This window comes from Streptomyces sp. IBSBF 3136 (genome assembly GCF_036815105.1).
Classification (GTDB): domain Bacteria; phylum Actinomycetota; class Actinomycetes; order Streptomycetales; family Streptomycetaceae; genus Streptomyces.
The window spans coordinates 1-17991 of sequence record NZ_JAJSZC010000164.1; the positions used below are offsets into that span (position 1 = coordinate 1).

Genomic DNA, 17991 nt, shown 5'->3' on the forward strand with positions numbered 1-17991 from the left:
GCCCCGTGGGGCCGGCTTCGGGGGTGCTTCGGGGTGGGCGCATGGCCTCCTCGCTCGGAACGTGGGTCGGGTCTGCGGGGCCGGAGTCCGCTAGCCGGCGGTGCCCTGAACGGGCCGCTGGGCGGAGGCGGAGGCCTCGCGTTCGCCGGCGGTGGGCGAGAGGGCGACGAAGGCGCAGGTGAGGAAGAGGAAGGACCCGAGGCCGACGGCAAGGGGGAAGATGAACTGCATCGCCGTGGCCCCGGGCAGGACTTCCCCGGACGGGGTGACGCGCACCCCGACCGCGAACATCCCGGTGTAGTGCATGCTGCTGACGGCCGCGCCCATGACCAGGGAGGCGAGGGTGACCGCGAGGGGCGACTTGATGTTGAGGCCCGCCCACAGGGCCACGGTGGCCGCCACGACGGCGATCAGCACCGAGAGTCCGACGAACACGGGGTCATAGGTCACGTCGCCGTGGATCCGTACCGCCGCCATCCCCAGGTAGTGCATGCTGGCGACGCCCAGCCCGGTGGTGAGCCCTCCGAGGAGCAGGGCACGGTTGCGGTCCCGGCTGTGGCCGACGACGAAGACGCCGACGGAGACGACGACCATGGCGACGACGAGGCTGAGGATGGTCAGCGGCACGTCGTAGCGGATGTCGGTGCCGCTGACGCGGAAACCGAGCATGGCCACGAAATGCATGGTCCAGATGCCCGTCCCGATCGCGGAGGCGGCGGTGAGGAGCCAGTTGCGGCGCGAGCGGCCGGTGGTGGCGAGGGCCCGCACGGTGCAGCGCAGCCCCAGGGCGGCGCCGATGCAGGCCATGACGTAAGACAGCGCGGGGGTCAGCCAGCCGAAGGCTGCGTGGTCCAGGTGTCCCATGGCCCCGGGACGCTAGCCGGGGCAAGGGCGCACGTAGGGGGCGCATTTCGAAAGGTGTTGCAATGTGACGCGGTGAGGCGCGGGAACGATCGCATCGCGCTCGAACGTGCGCGCAGGAGTGTCCCTCATGTCGGTGAGGGATCATGCCGAACATGAGCGACGATCACACACACGTCCAGGAGTTCTTCTCCGCCCGCGCGGCCGACTGGGACGACAGGTTCCCCGACGACGGCCCGGCCTACGCCGCCGCCGTCGCCGAGCTGAAGCTGCGTCCGGGCGACCGGGTGCTCGACGCGGGGTGCGGCACCGGCCGGGGGCTGCCGCCACTGCGTGCCGCCGTGGGCCCCTCCGGGGTGGTGGCCGGGGCCGATCTGACCCTGGCGATGCTCGCGGCGGCCACGCGGGCGGGCAGGCACCGGGAAGGACGGCTGCTGCTGGCCGACGTCGCCGCGCTGCCGCTGCGGTCGGGGTCACTGGACGCCGTGTTCGCGGCGGGCCTGATCGCGCATCTGCCGCGGCCCGCCGAGAACCTGCGGGAGCTGGCGCGTGTGCTGCGGCCGGGCGGCACGCTCGCGCTGTTCCATCCCATCGGCCGGGCGGCCCTGGCGGCGCGCCAGGGCCGCCGGATCACCCCCGACGACCTCCGCGCCGAGGGCAATCTCGGTCCGCTTCTGGCCCGCTCCGGGTGGCGTATGACCTCGTACGTCGACGAGGACGCCCGCTTCCTCGCGCTGGCCGTGCGCGAGGACTGAGGACCGCGAGGACCGCGAGGACCATTCCCGTCCCGCCACGGCCGCCGCGAAGGCGTCGGGGTTGTCGAACATGACGTTGTGGCCCGCGCACGGAACCGTCACCACTCGCACTCCGGCGGCCTCCAGCGCGTGCCTGCCCGGGAGTTCACCGCTGTGTTCGCCCTGCAGGTAGACACGGTCGATCGGCAGGCCCTCCAGGATCGTGCGCATCACGGGCTCGGAGCCGCGCCGGAGCCCGACGGCGCTCCGGTACAGCGCACGGGGGTCGGCCGGCCGCATGGTGGCCGCCCACAGCGGGCCGACGGCCTCCAGTACGTCCAGTACGCACGCGTAGTGCTCCTCCACGAACTCTTCCTCCGCGTAGGCGGCGATTCCGCTGCTGCCGGCGGTCGGGGGCGGCGTGCGCCCCGTCGCCGAGAGCACGCTGTACCCGGCGATCAAGCGGCTGGAGCAGGCAGGACTGCTGGCCCGGGCCACCGAACCCGGCGCCGTGGCCGCGCCCCGCCACGTCCTGCCCGTGACCGAGGAGGGCAGGCGGGACCTCAGGCACCGTCTCGCCGATCCCGGGCAGCGCGAGATCACCGACGAGAACCAGTGGTTCACACTGCTCGCGTTCCTGCGCCATCTGGAGGACCCCGCGGCCCAGGCAGCCGTACTGCGGCGCCGGCTGGCCTTCCTCCAGGCGCCGGCGAGCTTCTTCTACGACGGCGACCGGCCGCCGGCCGCCGGCCGCCAAGGACCTGGACGATCCGTTCCGGCGCGGGGTGCTCACCGTCGCGCGTGCCACGAGCCGGGCCGAACTCGCCTGGCTCCGCGACACCCTGGCCTCACTCGAGGGCGCCGACGACCGAGGCGCCAGGGTGCGGTGGTACTCGGCGGCGATCTCGTGCCGGGACGGTCGTCCCCCTTCTGCCGCCGAAGTCGCGACCTTACGTTGAAGGGCAGCAGACGGACGATCGTCGGCAACCCCGTGCAGGGGAAAGGTGGGGCACGTGTTCGACGCGATACGCAAGTACACCGCCAGATTCCGTTCTTCCTCGCACACCGGGGCCCCGGACGCCCAGGGGCGGCGTGCACACAACTTGTTCGAAGCCGCGGCCGCGTACGTGGCGGCCTGCGCGGAGGACGACCGGGACGGCGGCGACGAGGCGGCGACCTGGGTGTCGCCCGAGGCGCTCTCCTTCGGGGTGAGTGAGCTGGCGTGCCGCGCGGTCGTCACGCTCGCCCGGGAGCGCGGCCAGTCGCCCCGGACGGTGGCCCGGGATCTCCTGGGGCTGCCACCGGCCTGAGGCGAACCTCGCCCACGAGGGGCATTTCGCCCCCGTCCAGGTGGAAAGCTGCAGGTCCGCGTGGTGTGCGTAGTCGTGACAAGCACCTTTCGCTCGCACTAGGGTGCGCCGACGGACCAAACACTGGGAGGCAGGGATGGCCGGAACGGACGAAGAGGCCGTCACCGCCACCGACGAGGCGCTGTATGTGCTCACGGCGGTGCTGTTGACGCCGGCGCAGTTTCCGAGCGTGCTGGGCGACGACTACCCGGAGGCCTGTGCCGCGCTGGGCCTCGCGCCGCGCGCCGACGGGTACGGCCTGGTGCTCGGCCAGGACGGTGACGGCGCCCGCTGGACGGTCGTCATCGACGACGTCTCGCTGGTCGCCGTCGCGATCGCGTCCTGGGACTGCGGCATGGAGTACGAGCTGTCACCGGACGAGCGCAGCGTCGTGGTCGCCCTGCCGGGCTGGCCGCTGGCCGTGGCGGTCGCCGCACCCGGGATACCCGAGCCGCACGACCCCGCCCCCGACGTCGCGGACGGGCCCGCCCTCGCTCCCCCGGACACCGGCACCTGGGGACCGGCGCAGCGGCGCCTGGGCGCCGACGAGATCGCCCTGCAGTGGGCGGTGTGGCGGGAGCAGATCGGCGACGAGTACCTCCCCTCGCCCGACCAACGGCCGAAGACCGCGACGGGAACGGCGGCCGACGAGGAGGCCGCGCCCAAGTCCGGTCACCAGGGCGTCCGGCGCGTACTGGCGGAGGCACGCGCCTACGTGGACTCACCACCGCCGCTCGGCCGCGTGCGCTCGTCGTTCGCCCCGGGCGACGCCCGTACGCTGCGCGCCGACGGACCGGGGTGGTCCATGGTGGCCCGCACCGACGACATCGCCTTCGTCCTGCTCGACGAGGAGCCCGGAGAGGTGCTGCCCGTGGGGCGGGGCCCCGAACTGCCAGGTCTCCTCGAGGCGCTCGACAAGATGGCGGTACGGCCGAGCTGACTCCGCGGGAACCGCGTCGCGCACATCACCGGGCCCGGCGGTCCGGAACCGCCCACAGGCCCGGCGGACGGCCCCGGCGTCGTCGGCCGGGCCCTCAGCGGCCGAGTTCCTTGCGCGTGACCCGGCGGAGCCTGCGCCGCTGCGAGGGGTCCAGCGTCAGGTACGCGGCGGCGGGCACGCCCACCACGATCAGGAACGCCACCCACCAGGGCAGCCATATCAGCAGGAGAAGACCGACCGCCACGCCTCCTGCGGCGATCTTCGCGTTCTTCGACATCAGCGTCGCCTCCTTCGCGGCCACTGCCGCTTCCTGATCTGAAAACGGCTCCGCGCTCCCGGCGGTTCCGGACCCCGACCCTGAGTCGTCCCTGAGACGCGCCCCTTAGTGGTCCAGGTCACAGCGTAGGCCTTTCCGGTGATTCCGCGCCGGGTTGCGGCCGGCCGTCCGTGCCTGGCGGGCCGGGGGCACGAGCCGACGAGCGGTGGACGCCGGCCGTTCACCCTCGAGTCGTACACCGTTCCTCCTGGCTCGTGGACGAGTACGGCCCGTCGCTCGTCCACGTCTCCGCGCGCGGGAAGGTCCTCACCCGCTACGTGCCGAAGGGGCTGAAGCTCACGGGTGCCGGCTGTCCGGTGGTGGAGGCCCTGCCGTCGGTACTGCTGCGCCGGAAGGTCAACCGTGGCTTCGAGGGGCTGACTCAGCTCCCCGGGGGCGACCTGGTGATGGCGCTGCAGAGCCCGCTCTCCCTGCCCGACACGGCGGCCGGGGAGGCGTCCCGGACGACCCGGCTGCTGCGCTTCTCGCCGCGCAAGGGGGCCGTCACCGCCGAGTACGCCTACCGCTTCGACCCGGTCGGCGTCGTCGACCCCGGGGAGGACGACACGCTCGCCCTGATCAACGACAACGACTTCGGGATGACGGACGGCCCGGGCGCGTTCGACGCCCGGGGCCGGCTGGTGGACAGCGGCATCGAGACGACCGTGACCTACGTCCGGCTGCCCGCGGACCTGTAGGCGCTCGGAGCGATGAGCGCGCTTGCGGGGCGGCGGGGGCCCCTTGCCGCTGCCCCGGTGCGGTCGAGATCCGGCTCAGGGGAGTTCTCCCGACAACGACGAGGGCACCAAGGTACGCAGATCACTCGGGAGGCTGCTCGGGAGGCTGCTCGGGAGTCCTGAGGGCAGACCGCTCGGGAACTCCGACGGAAGCCCGCTCGGCCATCGGGAGGGCAGACGCGTCGGCAGCCGGCTGGGCAGCTCGGTGGGGAGGCCGAAGGAAGGCCGGGGAGAGCGGCCTCCGCTCGTGCCGCTCCCGCCCGGCCCCTTCTGGTCCTGCGAGCCGTGGTGTCCGGAGAGCGTCAGCACGACGGCGAGTACGGCAGCGGCGCCCACCGGTACGGCCAGTACGGCGAGCAGCCGGCCGCGACCGGGCCGCCCGGGCTGGGGCGGCGGCGACCGGCGCGGCTCACCCCACAGGGGCGGCCCGTAACCGTCATGGGGCGGGCCGAAGCCGTCGGGCGGGGGCGGAGCGCCACCGTGCGGCGGCCCGGGCGGCACGGGAGGTACGGGTGGCTGGGACATAGCGTCCAGAGTCGCCGCCTCCCCGTCGCGCGGCCAGCCGCGCGCGGAAGCTGATACGGGCTCACACCGCGGACCGCGGAGTTCCGCGCCTTCCCGGGCCGCGCGACAGCGGTCGGAGCGGCGGTCCCTGGATGCGGTGTCCGCCTGAGGGCCGCCACGCGCGCGGGTGGCCCAGGAGAGCCCCGCGCGCGTGCCCGCTCAGCTCCGCGCGCCCAGCAGGTGGTCCATCGCGAGCTGGTCGAGGCGTTCGAAGGCCATGCCGCGCGCGGCGGCGGCGTCCACGTCGAAGTCCTCGAAGGCCGTGCGGTCGCCGAGCAGGGCCTGCAGGCCGTCCGCCGCCGTCGGCTGCGCCAGTTCGTCCAGACGCGAGGCGCGCAGCGCGTCCTGGACCTCCGGGTCGGCGCGGAAGGCGGCCGCACGCTCCTTCAGGATCAGGTAGTTGCGCATGCAGCCGGCCGCCGACGCCCACACGCCGTCCAGGTCCTCGGTCCGCGGCGGCTTGAAGTCGAAGTGGCGGGGGCCGTCGTAACCGGCGCTCTCCAGGAGGTCGACGAGCCAGAAGGCCGCTCGCAGGTCACCCGCGCCGAACCGCAGGTCCTGGTCGTACTTGATGCCGGACTGTCCGTTGAGGTCGATGTGGAAGAGCTTGCCCGCCCACAGGGCCTGCGCGATGCCGTGCGGGAAATTCAGACCGGCCATCTGCTCGTGACCGACCTCCGGGTTGACGCCGTACAGCTCCGGCCGCTCCAGGCGCTCGATGAAGGCCAGGGCGTGGCCGACGGTGGGCAGCAGGATGTCGCCGCGCGGCTCGTTCGGCTTGGGCTCGATGGCGAAGCGGATGTCGTAACCCTGCGAGGTGACGTACTCGCCGAGGAGGTCGAAGGCCTCCTTCATGCGGTCCAGGGCGGCGCGCACGTCCTTGGCGGCACCGGACTCGGCGCCCTCACGGCCGCCCCAGGCGACATAGGTGCGCGCGCCCAGTTCGACGGCGAGGTCGATGTTGCGGATGGTCTTGCGCAGCGCGTAGCGGCGGACGTCCCGGTCGTTGGCGGTGAACGCGCCGTCCTTGAAGACGGGGTGCGTGAAGAGGTTCGTGGTGGCCATCGGGACGCTCATGCCGGTCGCGTCCAGGGCCTGGCGGAACCTCTTGATGTGCGATTCGCGCTCGGTGTCCGAGGAGCCGAAGGGGATCAGGTCGTCGTCGTGGAAGGTGACCCCGTGGGCGCCGAGCTCGGCCAGTCGCTGCACCGACTCGACCGGGTCGAGGGCGCGACGGGTGGCGTCGCCGAACGGGTCCCGTCCCTGCCAGCCGACGGTCCACAGGCCGAAGGTGAACCTGTCGTCGGGGGTGGGCTGGTAGCTCATGCCGCGGCTCCTTGCTGGGTGGGACTATTCGTCATGGCCGTTTACAAATTAGTATGCGAACGCTCCTCTGGGAAGAGTCAAGGTGTCCCCGACACCGTGGTGTCCCCGACAATCGTCGGCAGAGGGCGCAGGAAGATGTCCTGGTCGGCTCGGCTCACGTCCCGCCGAGCCGCGGAAGAGGGAGAGCCCGATGTCAGCAGCCGAGGGTCCGCTCGTCGTCGGCGTGGACACGTCCACCCAGTCCACCAAGGCGCTGGTCGTCGACGCGGCCACCGGGGAGATCGTGGCGAGCGGCCAGGCGCCGCACACCGTTTCCTCGGGGGCCGGCCGGGAGAGCGATCCGCGCCAGTGGTGGGACGCCCTGTGCGAGGCGCTGCACCAGTGCGGCGAAGCCGCGCACGAGGCTGCCGCGGTGTCGATCGGCGGACAGCAGCACGGTCTGGTCACCCTGGACGAACGCGGCGAACCCGTCCGCCCCGCGCTGCTGTGGAACGACGTCCGCTCGGCGCCGCAGGCCCGCCGGCTGGTCGAGGAACTGGGCGGGCCGAAGGCCTGGGCGGAGCGCACCGGAAGTGTGCCCGGGGCCTCGTTCACGGTCACGAAGTGGGCCTGGCTGGCCGAGCACGAGCCGGACGCGGTCCGCGCCACGAGGGCGGTGCGGCTCCCTCACGACTACCTCACCGAGCGTCTGACCGGCCACGGCACCACCGACCGCGGCGACGCCTCGGGCACCGGCTGGTGGGCGTCCGGCACGGAGGCGTACGACACGGAGACGCTGGCGCACGTGGGCCTCGACCCCGCACTGCTGCCCCGCGTGGTGCGGCCGGGCGAGGTGGCCGGCACCGTGCGTGACAGTCACGACCTGCCGTTCTCCAAGGGCACCCTGGTGGCACCGGGAACCGGCGACAACGCGGCCGCCGCGATGGGACTCGGCCTTCGGCCGGGTACTCCCGTGCTGAGCCTCGGCACGTCGGGCACGGTGTACGCCGTCTCCCGGCACCGCCCCGCCGATCCCACGGGCACGGTGGCGGGCTTCGCCGACGCGCACGGCGACTGGCTGCCGCTGGCCTGCACCCTCAACTGCACGCTGGCCGTCGACCGCGTCGCGGCACTGCTGGGCCGGGACCGTGAGGCCGTCGAGCCGGGCACCGGCGTGACCCTGCTGCCGTACCTGGACGGCGAGCGGACCCCGAACCTGCCGAACGCCTCCGGCCTGCTGCACGGGCTGCGGCACGACACCACCCCGGGCCAGCTCCTGCAGGCGGCCTACGACGGGGCGGTGCACGCGCTGCTCGGCGCACTCGACCTGGTCCTCGACGAGGACGCGGACCGCACCACGCCGCTCCTGCTCATCGGCGGTGGCGCCCGGGGCGCCGCCTGGCAGCAGACGGTACGGCGGCTGTCGGGGCGGCCGGTACAGGTCCCGGAGGCCGGGGAACTGGTCGCCCTGGGGGCCGCGGCACAGGCCGCGGGTCTGCTGACCGGCGAGGACCCGGCCGCGGTGGCCCGCCGCTGGCACACCGCGGCGGGTCCGGTGCTGGAGGCCATGGAGCGGGACGAGGCGACGCTGGCCCGGATCAGCGGGGTACTCTCCGACGCGGCCCCGCTGCTGGAGCGGGGGACGCAATCGCGCTGAGCCGGCCGTGACCAGCCGCTGAGCCGGCCCGCGGAACGAGGATCGACGGAGGCATGACCGCACCGCTGCACGAGGGCCGCCCGCCCGCCACCGGACGCGCCCTGTCCGACACCCAGCAGGGCATGCGTCGCCGCAACCTGGCCAGGGTCATGCACGCCGTCAGCGCTCAGGGCCCGCTGTCCAGGGCCGCGGTCTCCGCGCACATCGGCCTGACCCGCGCCGCGGTGTCCACTCTCGTGGACGAGCTGATCCGCTGGGGCCTGCTGGAGGAACTGGGCCCCGAACGCCCGGGCCGGGTGGGCCGTCCCGGGTCCGCGCTCGCGGTGAGCGCGCGGGGTCCGGCCGGTATAGGGGCCGAGATCGGCGTCGACCACCTGGCGGTGTGCGCGGTCGATCTGCGCGGCACGGTCCGCGCCCGGGCGGTGCGGCAGGGGGCGAACCGGGGCCGCGCCCCGCAGCCGGTGGTCGAGGAGCTGACGGCGCTGGTCCGCAGGGTCCTGGCCGAGGCGGACCGCGAGGGGCTGTGGCCCGCCGGTCTCGCGGTCGCGGTGCCGGGCCTGGTCGCCAGGGACGGCCGTACGGTGGTGCGCGCCCCGAACCTCGACTGGAACGACGCCGATCTCGGTCCCCTGCTGCCCGGCGGCATTCCCGTGGCCGTGGACAACGAGGCCAACTACGGCGCACTGGCCGAACTGTGGCTCGGGACCGACACCCCGCGTGACTTCCTGCACGTGTCGGCCGAGATCGGCATCGGCGCCGCGGTCGTCGTGGACGGGCAGGTACTGCGCGGCACCCGGGGCTTCGCGGGCGAGTTGGGCCACGTGCCCGTCCACCCGGACGGGCCCGCCTGCCCGTGCGGCGGGCGCGGCTGTCTGGAGCAGTACGCCGGTGAGGAGGCGGTGCTGCGCGCGGCCGGCCTCGAACCGCACGAGGACCTGGTCGGACTGCTCGCGGCACGTGCGGAGGAGGGCGACGAGGCGGTACGACGTGCCCTGCGGGACGCCGGAACCGCGCTCGGCATAGCCCTGACCGGCGCGGTCAATCTGCTGGACCCCGAGACCGTCGTCCTCGGCGGAGCCCTCGCCGGGCTCTCCCCGTGGCTGCTGCCGTCGCTGAGCGACGAGCTGACGGGCCGTACGGCGGGGCCCGCCTGCTCGGTCTCGGTGTCCGGGCTGGGCCCCGAGGGCCCGCTCCTGGGCGCCGCCCACTCGGTCGTCCGGGCCGTCCTCGACGACCCGGCGGTGGTCGCGGAACGGCCCTGACGGCTCCGACTCACCCGATCGGGTGGCCGAGTTGTCCACAGTCTCCGGGTTGTCCACGGAACCACGGCGCACTCTTCTGCCCAACTCGACCGCGTCGTACCGTGATTCACACGAGGCGCGGCCGCCGGGACGTCGTGGCGCAGCGCTCGCCGGGCGAGGAGACGCACGCGAGTCGGAGTCGGCTGACATCCATCGGGGGGACACATGAGCGCGGAGACCACCGGGACACTGCGGCGGGACGCCATAGGACTGCGTGAGGTGCTGTTCCAGAGCATCACGGCCATGGCACCGGCCGCCGCGGTAGCGGCCTCGATCCCGTCGGGAGCGGCCTTCGCGGGCGGCAGTCTGCCGCTGGCCGTGCTCATCGCCCTGGTGGCGTGCCTGTTCACGGCGTCCTGTGTGGCGGAGCTGGCGCGCGAGTTACCCGCCGCGGGCTCCGTGGCCACGTACGCGGCACGGGGGCTGCATCCGGCCGTCGGCTTCCTGGTCGGCTGGGGCTACGTCTTCGTGGAGATGCTGGTCCCGCCGCTGCTGCTCCTGCAGCTCGGCTTCACCGCGGCGGACACGTTGCACCAGGAATGGTCCTCCTACCCGGCGGACCTGTGGTGGCCCTGGGCGCTGGCGGGCGCCTTGGTGATCGCCGCCGCCGGCCTGCTCGGCGTTCGCGCCTCGGCCCGCTTCGGCACCGTCCTCGGGGTCTTCGAGATCCTCGTCCTGCTGGTGTTCGCCGGCTGGCTGGTCGTGAAGGCGGGCGACGCCAACACCCTGTCCGTCTTCACCGCGTCGCACACCGCGGACGGGTACTCCGGGGTCGGCGGTGTCCTCGCCGGTTCCGTGTACACGGTCCTCGCGTTCGCCGGGTTCGAGGCCGCGGCCCCGCTCGCCGAGGAGACACGCGACCCTCGCCGGACGATGCACCGAGCGGTCCTCGGAGCGGCCCTGGGGATCGGTCTGTTCTACGTCGTCACGACGTACGCCATGACCGTGTACGTCGGCCCGGAGCGCTTCAGCGGCTTCGGCGCATCTGGCGCCTCGTCCTGGGAGGGCGTGGCCCGGGCCTCGTTCGGCCTCTTCTGGGTGCTGGTGTTCCTGGCGGTGGTCAACTCGACGATCGCCAATGCCAACGCCTGCGCCAACGTCGCGACCCGCACGGCCTTCGCCCTGGCCCGGATCCGGGTCCTGCCCGGCCTGCTCGCCACCCTGCACCCCCGGCACCGCTCCCCCGTCGCCGGTGTCGCCGTCCAGACCGTCGTCGCGGTCGGCGTGGTTCTCGGGCTCGGCTTCGCCTACGACCCGGTGACCGCGTTCCTGCTCCTGGCCACGGTGATCGTGACGGTCGTGGTGGGCGTCTACATCGTCGTGAACCTGGCCTGCGCCGGTCACTTCCTGCGGGGCGGCAGGCAGTCGTTCAGGCCGGTACGGCATCTGCTCTTCCCCGTGCTGGGCATCACCGCGTTCGTCCCCGCGCTGCTGACCGCCGCCGGGACACCGGCGTTCGACTTCGTGGCCGAGCTGTCGGCGCCGGTGTCGTACGCCGGTCCGGTGGTCGGCTGCTGGATGGCGGCCGGCGCAGTGGTTCTCGTGGTGCTGATACGGCGTCATCCCGAGCGAATAGCCGAGACCGCGCGCGTGCATCTCGACGAACCCGACGCGGCCGGCGGCACGCGGGACGGGGCAGTGCCCCGCTGACCGCCTGCGCCCGAGCGGTTGCGGGCGGGCCGGCGCCGGCAGGGCGACCAGGCTCCCACGCCCCCCGATTGGCAGGCCGCACGACGGAACCCACCGAAGCCCCACCCTTCAGAAGGGACCGATGCCACGATGACCGACCCGCGGATCCTGAAGGTGCGTCCGGGACCGGAGGACTACGCCTGGACGTTCGGCGGTGCTCCCCCGGTCGCCCGGATCGCACCCGGAACGGTTCTCGACCTCTACACGGAGGACTGCTTCGCCGGCCGGGTGCGGTCCGAGAAGGACCTCGTCTCCGAGGTCTGCGAGTTCCCCTTCCTCAACCCTCAGACCGGCCCTTTCCACATCGAGGGCGCCGAGCCCGGAGACACCGTGGCCGTGCACTTCGTGTCCGTCGAACCGGCCAGGGACTGGGCCGCGTCGACCACCGTGCCCCTGTTCGGCGCGCTCACCTCCACCCATGCCACGGCGACGCTGCAGCCCCCGCTGCCGGAGCGGGTCTGGATCTGGCAGCTCGACCGGACCCGGCGCACCGCCCACTTCCGGGCGCGGGACAGCGACCTGGAACTGGAACTGCCCCTCGACCCGATGCACGGCACGGTGGGCGTGGCCCCCGCCAACCTGGAGGTGCGCTCCGCCCTGGTCCCGGACGCGCACGGCGGGAACATGGACACCCCCGAGATGCGGGCCGGTGTCACCTGCTACCTGGGGGTCAACGTCGAGGGCGCGCTGCTCAGCCTCGGCGACGGGCACGCACGACAGGGCGAGGGCGAGACCTGCGGAGTGGCCGTGGAGTGCGCGATGAACACGGTCGTGATCGTCGACCTGCTCAAGGACGTCGCCACGCCCTGGCCCCGGCTGGAATCGGACACGCATCTCATCTCGACCGGATCGGCGCGTCCGCTGGAGGACGCGTTCCGGATATCGCAGCTTGACCTGGTGCAGTGGCTGGTACGCGACTACGGGTTCGGTGAGCTGGACGCCTACCAGTTCGCGACCCAGGCGGTCGAATCGCCGGTGGCCAACGTGTGCGACACCAATTACACGTGCGTGGCCAAGCTCCGCAAGCAGTGGCTGCCCACACGGGAGCCCTACCGCGGCCTGCACACGCGGTTGCGCGAGACGGCCCGGACGCTCCGCCTCTGACGTCACATCAGCCGACCGCGCACGTGTCCCAGCCCTCAGGAAAAGAAGCCCCACATACCCCCACACCCCCACACCAGTTCTTGAAAGGCAGCCGCCGATGGACACCGACCGGTCCCGACCGCAGCTCAGCAGACGCCGGCTCCTGAAGGGCGCGGCCATCGCCGCCGCGCCCTCCGTGCTGCTCCCCGACGCCCGGGCGGGTGCGCGGGAAGCCGTCGACTACCCGACGGCCGAGTGGCAGCCGGCCACGACCGCGAACTACACCTCGTCCGACCGCCCCTCGACCTACGCCGTCGACCGGGTGGTCATCCACATCACCCAGGAGACGTACCCGGACACCCTCGCCATCTTCCGGAACGCGCAGAAGGCCGTGTCCGCGCACTACGTGGTCCGCTCGGCGGACGGGCACGTCGCCCAGTGCGTGCGGGAGGCCGACGTCGCCTGGCACGCGGGCAACTGGGGCTACAACACCCGTAGCATCGGCATCGAGCACGAGGGCTGGGTGGACCGGCCCGAGTACCTCACCAACGCCCTCTACGAGCAGTCCGCGAAGCTGACCGCCTCGGTCTGCGCCCGGTACGGCATCCCCAGGGACCGGGAGCACATCATCGGTCACTACCAGGTGCCGGGCACCGACCACACCGATCCGGGGCCCTACTGGGACTGGGTCCGCTACCTCAGACTGGTCAATTTCGCATAGGCGGACGTCGAACCGGTTGTCCGCACGAACACGGCGAGTGACGATGGTCCCAGCTGTTTCACCGTCCGGGGAGGCCGAGTTGACCGATCCGTGGGTGGCCCTGGAACCGGGGGCCGATCCCGCCGAGCGAGTCCGGGTGCTGCGCCGCGCTCACGAGACGTTCACCACGGCGGGCGAGGTGGCCCGCCCGGTGCGTTCGGTGGTGGCGGAGTCGTGGCAGCGCAGCGCACGGGCCGGGGTGGGGCCGGACGGCGGCGCGAGCGTGGAGCTGAGCGACGGCGACCTCGGCACCTACCGGGCGGAGCATCCGCTGGCCCGGGTGATGCCGCTGTTCCGGGAGCTGATGGGCACGTTCGCCGCGGACGGCGAGCACCTGCTGGCGGTGTGTGACGCGCACGGCAGGCTGCTGTGGGTCGAGGGTCATCCGGCGACCCGGCGCCGGGCGGACGGCATGAACTTCGTGCCGGGGGCGCGCTGGTCGGAGACCTCGGTGGGCACCAACGCTCCCGGCACCGCGGTCGCCCTGGACCGGCCGGTCCAGGTGTTCGCGGCGGAGCACTACATACGGCGGGTCCAGCCGTGGACGTGCGCGGCGGCTCCGGTGCACGATCCTCACACCGGGCGGGTGCTCGGCGCCGTCGACATCACCGGTGGCGACGGCCTGGCACATCCGCACAGCCTGGGCTTCGTGCAGGCGGTGGCGCGGGCGGCCGAGTCGCAGCTCGCGCTGCTCGCACCGCCGCGGCTCAGCGGGGACCGTGCTCTGCTCAGCGCGCTCGGCCGGGACGAGGCCGAGCTCCGCCTCGACGGGCGCCGGCTCAGACTCAGCCGTCGGCACAGCGAGATCCTCGTCCTGCTGGCCCGCCATCCCGAGGGGCTGTCCGGCGACGAGCTGCTGTGCGCGCTGTACGCCGAAGAGTCGGTGACGCCGGTGACGCTGCGGGCCGAGCTGGCCCGGCTCAGGCGGCTGGTGGGGCCGGGGTTGCTCGCCTCCCGGCCGTACCGGCTGACAGCGGCCGTCGAGTCCGACGCCACCGTGGTGGAGCGGCGGCTTGAGGCGGGCGCGCTGACGTCGGCGGTGGAGGCGTACGCCGGTCCGCTGCTGCCGGGTTCCCAGGCCCCGGCGGTCGTACGGCTGCGGCGTCGGCTCGCCGACGGTCTGCGCACGGCTCTGATCGCCCACCGCGACCCCGATCTGCTGGCCGACTGGGCGCACGCGCCGTGGGGCGAGGACGACCTCGACGTGTGGCGGGCGTTGGCGGCGGTACGGCCGGCGCCGACGGTGCGGGCGCGGCTGGCGGCGCTGGAGGCCGAGCTGGCCGTCCCGGCCCGCGGTGCGTCCTGGCCGCTCGGCGGCGCAACGTACTTGCAACGTCCGCCCGCCTAGCCTCGCGCCGAGAGCTGCCCGACGGCGGGCAGCGCTTCACCGGGAGGCAGACCAGCATGACCCGTTACGCGGCGCCCGGCTCCGAGGGCGCGATCGTCTCCTACCAGGCGCGCTACGACCACTTCATCGGCGGTGAGTACGTGCCGCCGGCGCGGGGGCAGTACTTCGAGAACCCGTCGCCGGTCAACGGGCAGCCGTTCACCGAGGTCGCGCGCGGTACCGCGGAGGACGTCGAGCGGGCGCTGGACGCGGCGCACGCGGCCGCGCCCGGCTGGGGCCGTACGTCGGTGACGGAGCGGTCGGACATCCTGCGCAGGATCGCCGACCGCATGGAGGCGAACCTCGAATCGCTCGCGGTGGCGGAGAGCTGGGAGAACGGCAAGCCGGTGCGCGAGACGCTGGCGGCCGACATCCCGCTCGCCATCGATCACTTCCGCTACTTCGCGGGCGCGATCCGGGCGCAGGAGGGCTCGCTGGGCGAGATCGACGACGACACGGTGGCGTACCACTTCCATGAGCCGCTGGGTGTGGTCGCGCAGATCATCCCGTGGAACTTCCCGATCCTGATGGCCACCTGGAAGCTCGCCCCGGCGCTCGCCGCGGGCAACGCGGTGGTCCTCAAGCCCGCGGAGCAGACCCCGGCGTCCATCCACTTCTGGATGAGCCTGATCGCGGACCTGCTGCCGCCGGGCGTGGTGAACATCGTCAACGGCTTCGGTGTGGAGGCGGGCAAGCCGCTGGCGTCCAGCCCGCGCGTGGCGAAGATCGCCTTCACCGGGGAGACCACGACCGGGCGGCTGATCATGCAGTACGCCTCGGAGAACATCAAGCCGGTCACGCTTGAGCTCGGCGGCAAGTCGCCGAACATCTTCTTCGACGACGTCTGGGCGCACGACGACGACTTCCGGGACAAGGCGCTCGAAGGCTTCACCATGTTCGCGCTGAACCAGGGAGAGGTGTGCACCTGCCCCTCCCGGGCGCTCGTCCAGCGCGGCAACTACGGGGAGTTCCTGGAGGCGGCCGTGGCCCGCACCCGGCAGATCAAGCCGGGGCACCCCCTCGACACGGACACGATGATCGGTGCCCAGGCCTCCAACGACCAGCTGGAGAAGATCCTCTCCTACCTGGACATCGGCCGGCAGGAGGGCGCCAAGGTCCTCACCGGCGGCGAACGCGTCGAGTACGACGGCGAGCTGAAGGGCGGTTACTACGTCCAGCCGACCATCTTCGAGGGTGACAACCGCATGCGGGTCTTCCAGGAGGAGATCTTCGGTCCGGTGGTGTCGGTGGCGTCCTTCGACGACTTCGACGACGCCATCAAGATCGCGAACGACACGCTCTACGGGCTGGGCGCGGGCGTGTGGACCCGGGACATGAACACGGCCTACCGGGCGGGCCGCGCCATCCAGGCGGGCCGTGTCTGGACCAACTGCTACCACGCCTACCCGGCGCACGCGGCGTTCGGCGGCTACAAGCAGTCCGGCATCGGCCGCGAGACGCACAAGATGATGCTGGAGCACTACCAGCAGACGAAGAACCTGCTGGTGAGCTACTCCCCGAAGAAGCTGGGCTTCTTCTAGACGCACGCGAAAGGGCGCCTGACCCGGGTTTTCACCCGTCAGGCGCCGTCACCTTGACTGACGCGCTGCCACTCGTTCATGGACTGCTCGATGAGACGGTTCGCCTGCTCTCGAAGGCCGTCAAGGAACTTGGCGTAGTGGCGGAAGAGAACCTCGATGCTCTGGCCGGCGCGGCGGGCGCACTCGGCCGGCTACGGCGACCGCGCCGGACACCATGAGCGGCCGGGGCCGGTGTGAGGTACCAGCCCGCCCAGGGAATCCCGGCGGCGAGGCTCAGCAGGAGGCCTGTCGAGTCTCACGGATGCAGGCGTCGAGGATGTCGAGGGCAGTATCGGCGTCCGGTCCGTGATGATCTGTCGGCTCTGAGGTGCCCAGGCACGTGCCGGCACGGGTGCCCGGGATCAGATGGTGTCCGCCGGGTCGCGCAACTGGAGGCGGATGGCGTCGACGGCGGGGCGGGCGAGAAGGGGAATTCTCAGTTGACGAGGACCGGCACCGAAGCCGGGGCACGAGTTCAGGTGCGCAAGGGGAGATGGCCTCTACCGGACGCGGCTGGACCCCGGTCGGCTGCTGAGTGGGACGCCCGGGTGCCGGGCACCGACCAGTTCTGTACCTGGTTGTTCTGCGGGGAGGGCGAGCTCCGTCGCGAGAGCAACGGCGAGTCGTCGGCGCTGCTCGGTGGCGAAGAACGTCTTGGCCTGGCGGGTGCCCTGGGCGTCCTCGACCGCCAGGCCGAGTTTTGCCGCCGGCCGCAACGGGACCTGCCCCTCGTACGCGACGTTGAGGGTGCCGTCCGGGCGGACGTAGCTGTGGGCCTCCTCCGTCCGCCCGGACCGGGGGTCCGTGACCGGTCTGGGACGGGTCACCTGCCGGGGAAGAAGTCCTGGCCTCCGTGTCGCTCGATATCGCTCGATCAGGACCGCTGGAAGAACTCCACCTCCGCCAGCGCCAGATGGCGGCCCGGTGCCAGGCCGGTGACCGAGCGCAGGACCAGGCGTACCGTCTTCACGTCGCTGATTCCGGTGGGGAACGGCTGCGAGCCCGGCTTGTCGCTGAGGGTCAGCTGCTTGTCGTACCGCTTGCCGTCCTGCGTCGTCACCTCAAGGTCGATCTGCAGTGCGCGTCCCTCGCGGGCGTACTCCTCCGGTGCCTTGGATGCGCCGTTGGTGATGAGCAGGTCGACCATCCGGAACGGCTTGTCGAAGGTGTACGTCACCGAGGCGCCCGGCGCGGGCGCGCCCCAGTAGCGGTTGGCCAGCCCGTCCGTGGTGTTCTTCGCCGGGTGCCCGGGGACCTCGGCGCTCGCCCTGGTGCGTGCCGGGGTCACGGGCTTGGGGTCGGACAGCTTGTCCCGGGTGTCCTCGAACAGGGCGCGTCCGGCCGGCAGCAGCAGGACGGCGCCCGCGCACAGAGCCAGCACCACGGCGAGGATCACCAGGAGCCGCACCCCCCGGCCCGAACTCGCCCGCACCCGGCGGCGGAACGGCCACACGGTCCGCCACCACGGCAGCGGATCGGCCTTCGCGGTGGGCTTCAGCGGGGTCGCACAGCGCCGGCAGAACCGGCGGTCCGGCTGGTTGGGCGTGCCGCAGGAGGGACAGGGCCTCCCCTCCACTTCCTCCGTCACCGCTGCGGGCCGTACCACGGGGCGTGGAGCCTGCGGCTTCGCGGGCTGTACCGCCACGATGGGCTCCGGCGCCGGTGCCTCGGGGGCGGCCGGAGGCCGGGGGCCTGTCCCTTCCCGGGTGCTCGGAGGGGGTGCGGTGG

Annotated in this window: 15 protein-coding genes and 3 pseudogenes; 12 read left to right on the forward strand and 6 right to left on the reverse strand. The window is 72.7% G+C overall.

The genetic code is table 11. The annotated features are described in order from the left end of the window. Positions 1–90: 90 nt before the first annotated feature. Positions 91–864, reverse strand: coding sequence for an MHYT domain-containing protein (locus tag V7E45_RS28595; RefSeq protein ID WP_333777089.1), 774 nt, complete (start codon positions 862–864; stop codon positions 91–93). Between the two features lie 152 nt (positions 865–1016). Here V7E45_RS28595 and V7E45_RS28600 point away from each other — a divergent pair, with 152 nt between their 5' ends. Beyond that, positions 1017–1616: a class I SAM-dependent methyltransferase gene (locus V7E45_RS28600; RefSeq protein WP_333777090.1), complete on the forward strand. Its 600-nt coding sequence runs from the start codon at positions 1017–1019 to the stop codon at positions 1614–1616. 30 nt (positions 1617–1646) lie between these two features. Here V7E45_RS28600 and V7E45_RS28605 read toward each other — a convergent pair. Continuing rightward, a pseudogene (locus V7E45_RS28605) lies at positions 1647–2075 on the reverse strand (alpha/beta fold hydrolase); the annotation flags it as partial. Between V7E45_RS28605 and V7E45_RS28610 the strand changes: the two are divergent. From V7E45_RS28610 to V7E45_RS28620, 3 genes and pseudogenes are all read left to right on the forward strand, one after another. Further along, positions 2008–2455: pseudogene (locus V7E45_RS28610) on the forward strand (PadR family transcriptional regulator); the annotation flags it as partial. The pseudogenes V7E45_RS28605 and V7E45_RS28610 sit on opposite strands and share 68 nt — an antisense overlap. A gap of 153 nt (positions 2456–2608) precedes the next feature. Next, a complete protein-coding gene (locus tag V7E45_RS28615) occupies positions 2609–2905 on the forward strand; it encodes a hypothetical protein (protein WP_333777091.1) in 297 nt (98 codons plus the stop codon). A gap of 136 nt (positions 2906–3041) precedes the next feature. Continuing rightward, positions 3042–3884 (forward strand): hypothetical protein, encoded by an 843-nt coding sequence (locus V7E45_RS28620; RefSeq protein ID WP_333777092.1) that lies wholly within the window; start codon positions 3042–3044, stop codon positions 3882–3884. Positions 3885–3978: 94 nt separating this feature from the next. Here the strand turns inward: V7E45_RS28620 and V7E45_RS28625 are convergent, their stop codons facing one another. Then, positions 3979–4161: a hypothetical protein gene (locus V7E45_RS28625; protein ID WP_043477738.1), complete on the reverse strand. Its 183-nt coding sequence runs from the start codon at positions 4159–4161 to the stop codon at positions 3979–3981. A gap of 242 nt (positions 4162–4403) precedes the next feature. Here V7E45_RS28625 and V7E45_RS28630 point away from each other — a divergent pair. Next, positions 4404–4898, forward strand: a pseudogene (locus V7E45_RS28630) (esterase-like activity of phytase family protein); the annotation flags it as partial. A gap of 762 nt (positions 4899–5660) precedes the next feature. Here V7E45_RS28630 and xylA read toward each other — a convergent pair. Continuing rightward, a complete protein-coding gene (gene xylA / locus V7E45_RS28635) occupies positions 5661–6827 on the reverse strand; it encodes a xylose isomerase (RefSeq protein ID WP_333777093.1) in 1167 nt (388 codons plus the stop codon). A gap of 190 nt (positions 6828–7017) precedes the next feature. Here xylA and xylB point away from each other — a divergent pair, with 190 nt between their 5' ends. From xylB to exaC, 7 genes are all read left to right on the forward strand, one after another. Further along, the gene (xylB, locus tag V7E45_RS28640) at positions 7018–8463 is read left to right on the forward strand and encodes a xylulokinase (protein WP_333777094.1); all 1446 of its coding nucleotides are present in this window, start codon (positions 7018–7020) and stop codon (positions 8461–8463) included. Positions 8464–8516: 53 nt separating this feature from the next. Further along, entirely contained in the window at positions 8517–9725 is a 1209-nt protein-coding gene (locus V7E45_RS28645) for an ROK family transcriptional regulator (protein WP_333777095.1), read from the forward strand. Positions 9726–9929: 204 nt separating this feature from the next. Then, positions 9930–11414, forward strand: coding sequence for an APC family permease (locus V7E45_RS28650; RefSeq protein WP_333777096.1), 1485 nt, complete (start codon positions 9930–9932; stop codon positions 11412–11414). 129 nt (positions 11415–11543) lie between these two features. Further along, the gene (locus V7E45_RS28655) at positions 11544–12557 is read left to right on the forward strand and encodes an acetamidase/formamidase family protein (protein ID WP_333777097.1); all 1014 of its coding nucleotides are present in this window, start codon (positions 11544–11546) and stop codon (positions 12555–12557) included. Between the two features lie 97 nt (positions 12558–12654). Then, a complete protein-coding gene (locus V7E45_RS28660; protein ID WP_333777098.1) occupies positions 12655–13257 on the forward strand; it encodes an N-acetylmuramoyl-L-alanine amidase in 603 nt (200 codons plus the stop codon). Between the two features lie 79 nt (positions 13258–13336). Beyond that, a complete protein-coding gene (locus V7E45_RS28665; RefSeq protein ID WP_333777099.1) occupies positions 13337–14644 on the forward strand; it encodes a GAF domain-containing protein in 1308 nt (435 codons plus the stop codon). A 56-nt stretch (positions 14645–14700) separates the two neighbouring features. Further along, on the forward strand, positions 14701–16224 hold the full coding sequence (exaC, locus tag V7E45_RS28670; protein WP_333777100.1) for an acetaldehyde dehydrogenase ExaC: 1524 nt from the start codon (positions 14701–14703) through the stop codon (positions 16222–16224). Between the two features lie 539 nt (positions 16225–16763). On the opposite strand, the gene V7E45_RS28675 is transcribed toward exaC, so the two are convergent. Together V7E45_RS28675 and V7E45_RS28680 are read right to left on the reverse strand one after the other, a co-directional pair. Further along, positions 16764–17090, reverse strand: coding sequence for a hypothetical protein (locus V7E45_RS28675; RefSeq protein ID WP_333777101.1), 327 nt, complete (start codon positions 17088–17090; stop codon positions 16764–16766). 47 nt (positions 17091–17137) lie between these two features. Then, the gene (locus tag V7E45_RS28680) at positions 17138–17908 is read right to left on the reverse strand and encodes a zinc ribbon domain-containing protein (protein WP_333777102.1); all 771 of its coding nucleotides are present in this window, start codon (positions 17906–17908) and stop codon (positions 17138–17140) included. Between the last annotated feature and the right edge of the window lie 83 nt (positions 17909–17991).

What these genes read in the sequence shown, in the direction of transcription:
- V7E45_RS28595 (WP_333777089.1), bottom strand. Translation starts at nt 864, where the DNA reads ATGGGACACCTGGACCACGCAGCCTTCGGCTGGCTGACCCCCGCGCTG.
- V7E45_RS28600 (WP_333777090.1), top strand. Translation starts at nt 1,017, where the DNA reads ATGAGCGACGATCACACACACGTCCAGGAGTTCTTCTCCGCCCGCGCG.
- V7E45_RS28620 (WP_333777092.1), top strand. Translation starts at nt 3,042, where the DNA reads ATGGCCGGAACGGACGAAGAGGCCGTCACCGCCACCGACGAGGCGCTG.
- V7E45_RS28625 (WP_043477738.1), bottom strand. Translation starts at nt 4,161, where the DNA reads ATGTCGAAGAACGCGAAGATCGCCGCAGGAGGCGTGGCGGTCGGTCTT.
- xylA (WP_333777093.1), bottom strand. Translation starts at nt 6,827, where the DNA reads ATGAGCTACCAGCCCACCCCCGACGACAGGTTCACCTTCGGCCTGTGG.
- xylB (WP_333777094.1), top strand. Translation starts at nt 7,018, where the DNA reads ATGTCAGCAGCCGAGGGTCCGCTCGTCGTCGGCGTGGACACGTCCACC.
- V7E45_RS28645 (WP_333777095.1), top strand. Translation starts at nt 8,517, where the DNA reads ATGACCGCACCGCTGCACGAGGGCCGCCCGCCCGCCACCGGACGCGCC.
- V7E45_RS28650 (WP_333777096.1), top strand. Translation starts at nt 9,930, where the DNA reads ATGAGCGCGGAGACCACCGGGACACTGCGGCGGGACGCCATAGGACTG.
- V7E45_RS28655 (WP_333777097.1), top strand. Translation starts at nt 11,544, where the DNA reads ATGACCGACCCGCGGATCCTGAAGGTGCGTCCGGGACCGGAGGACTAC.
- V7E45_RS28660 (WP_333777098.1), top strand. Translation starts at nt 12,655, where the DNA reads ATGGACACCGACCGGTCCCGACCGCAGCTCAGCAGACGCCGGCTCCTG.
- exaC (WP_333777100.1), top strand. Translation starts at nt 14,701, where the DNA reads ATGACCCGTTACGCGGCGCCCGGCTCCGAGGGCGCGATCGTCTCCTAC.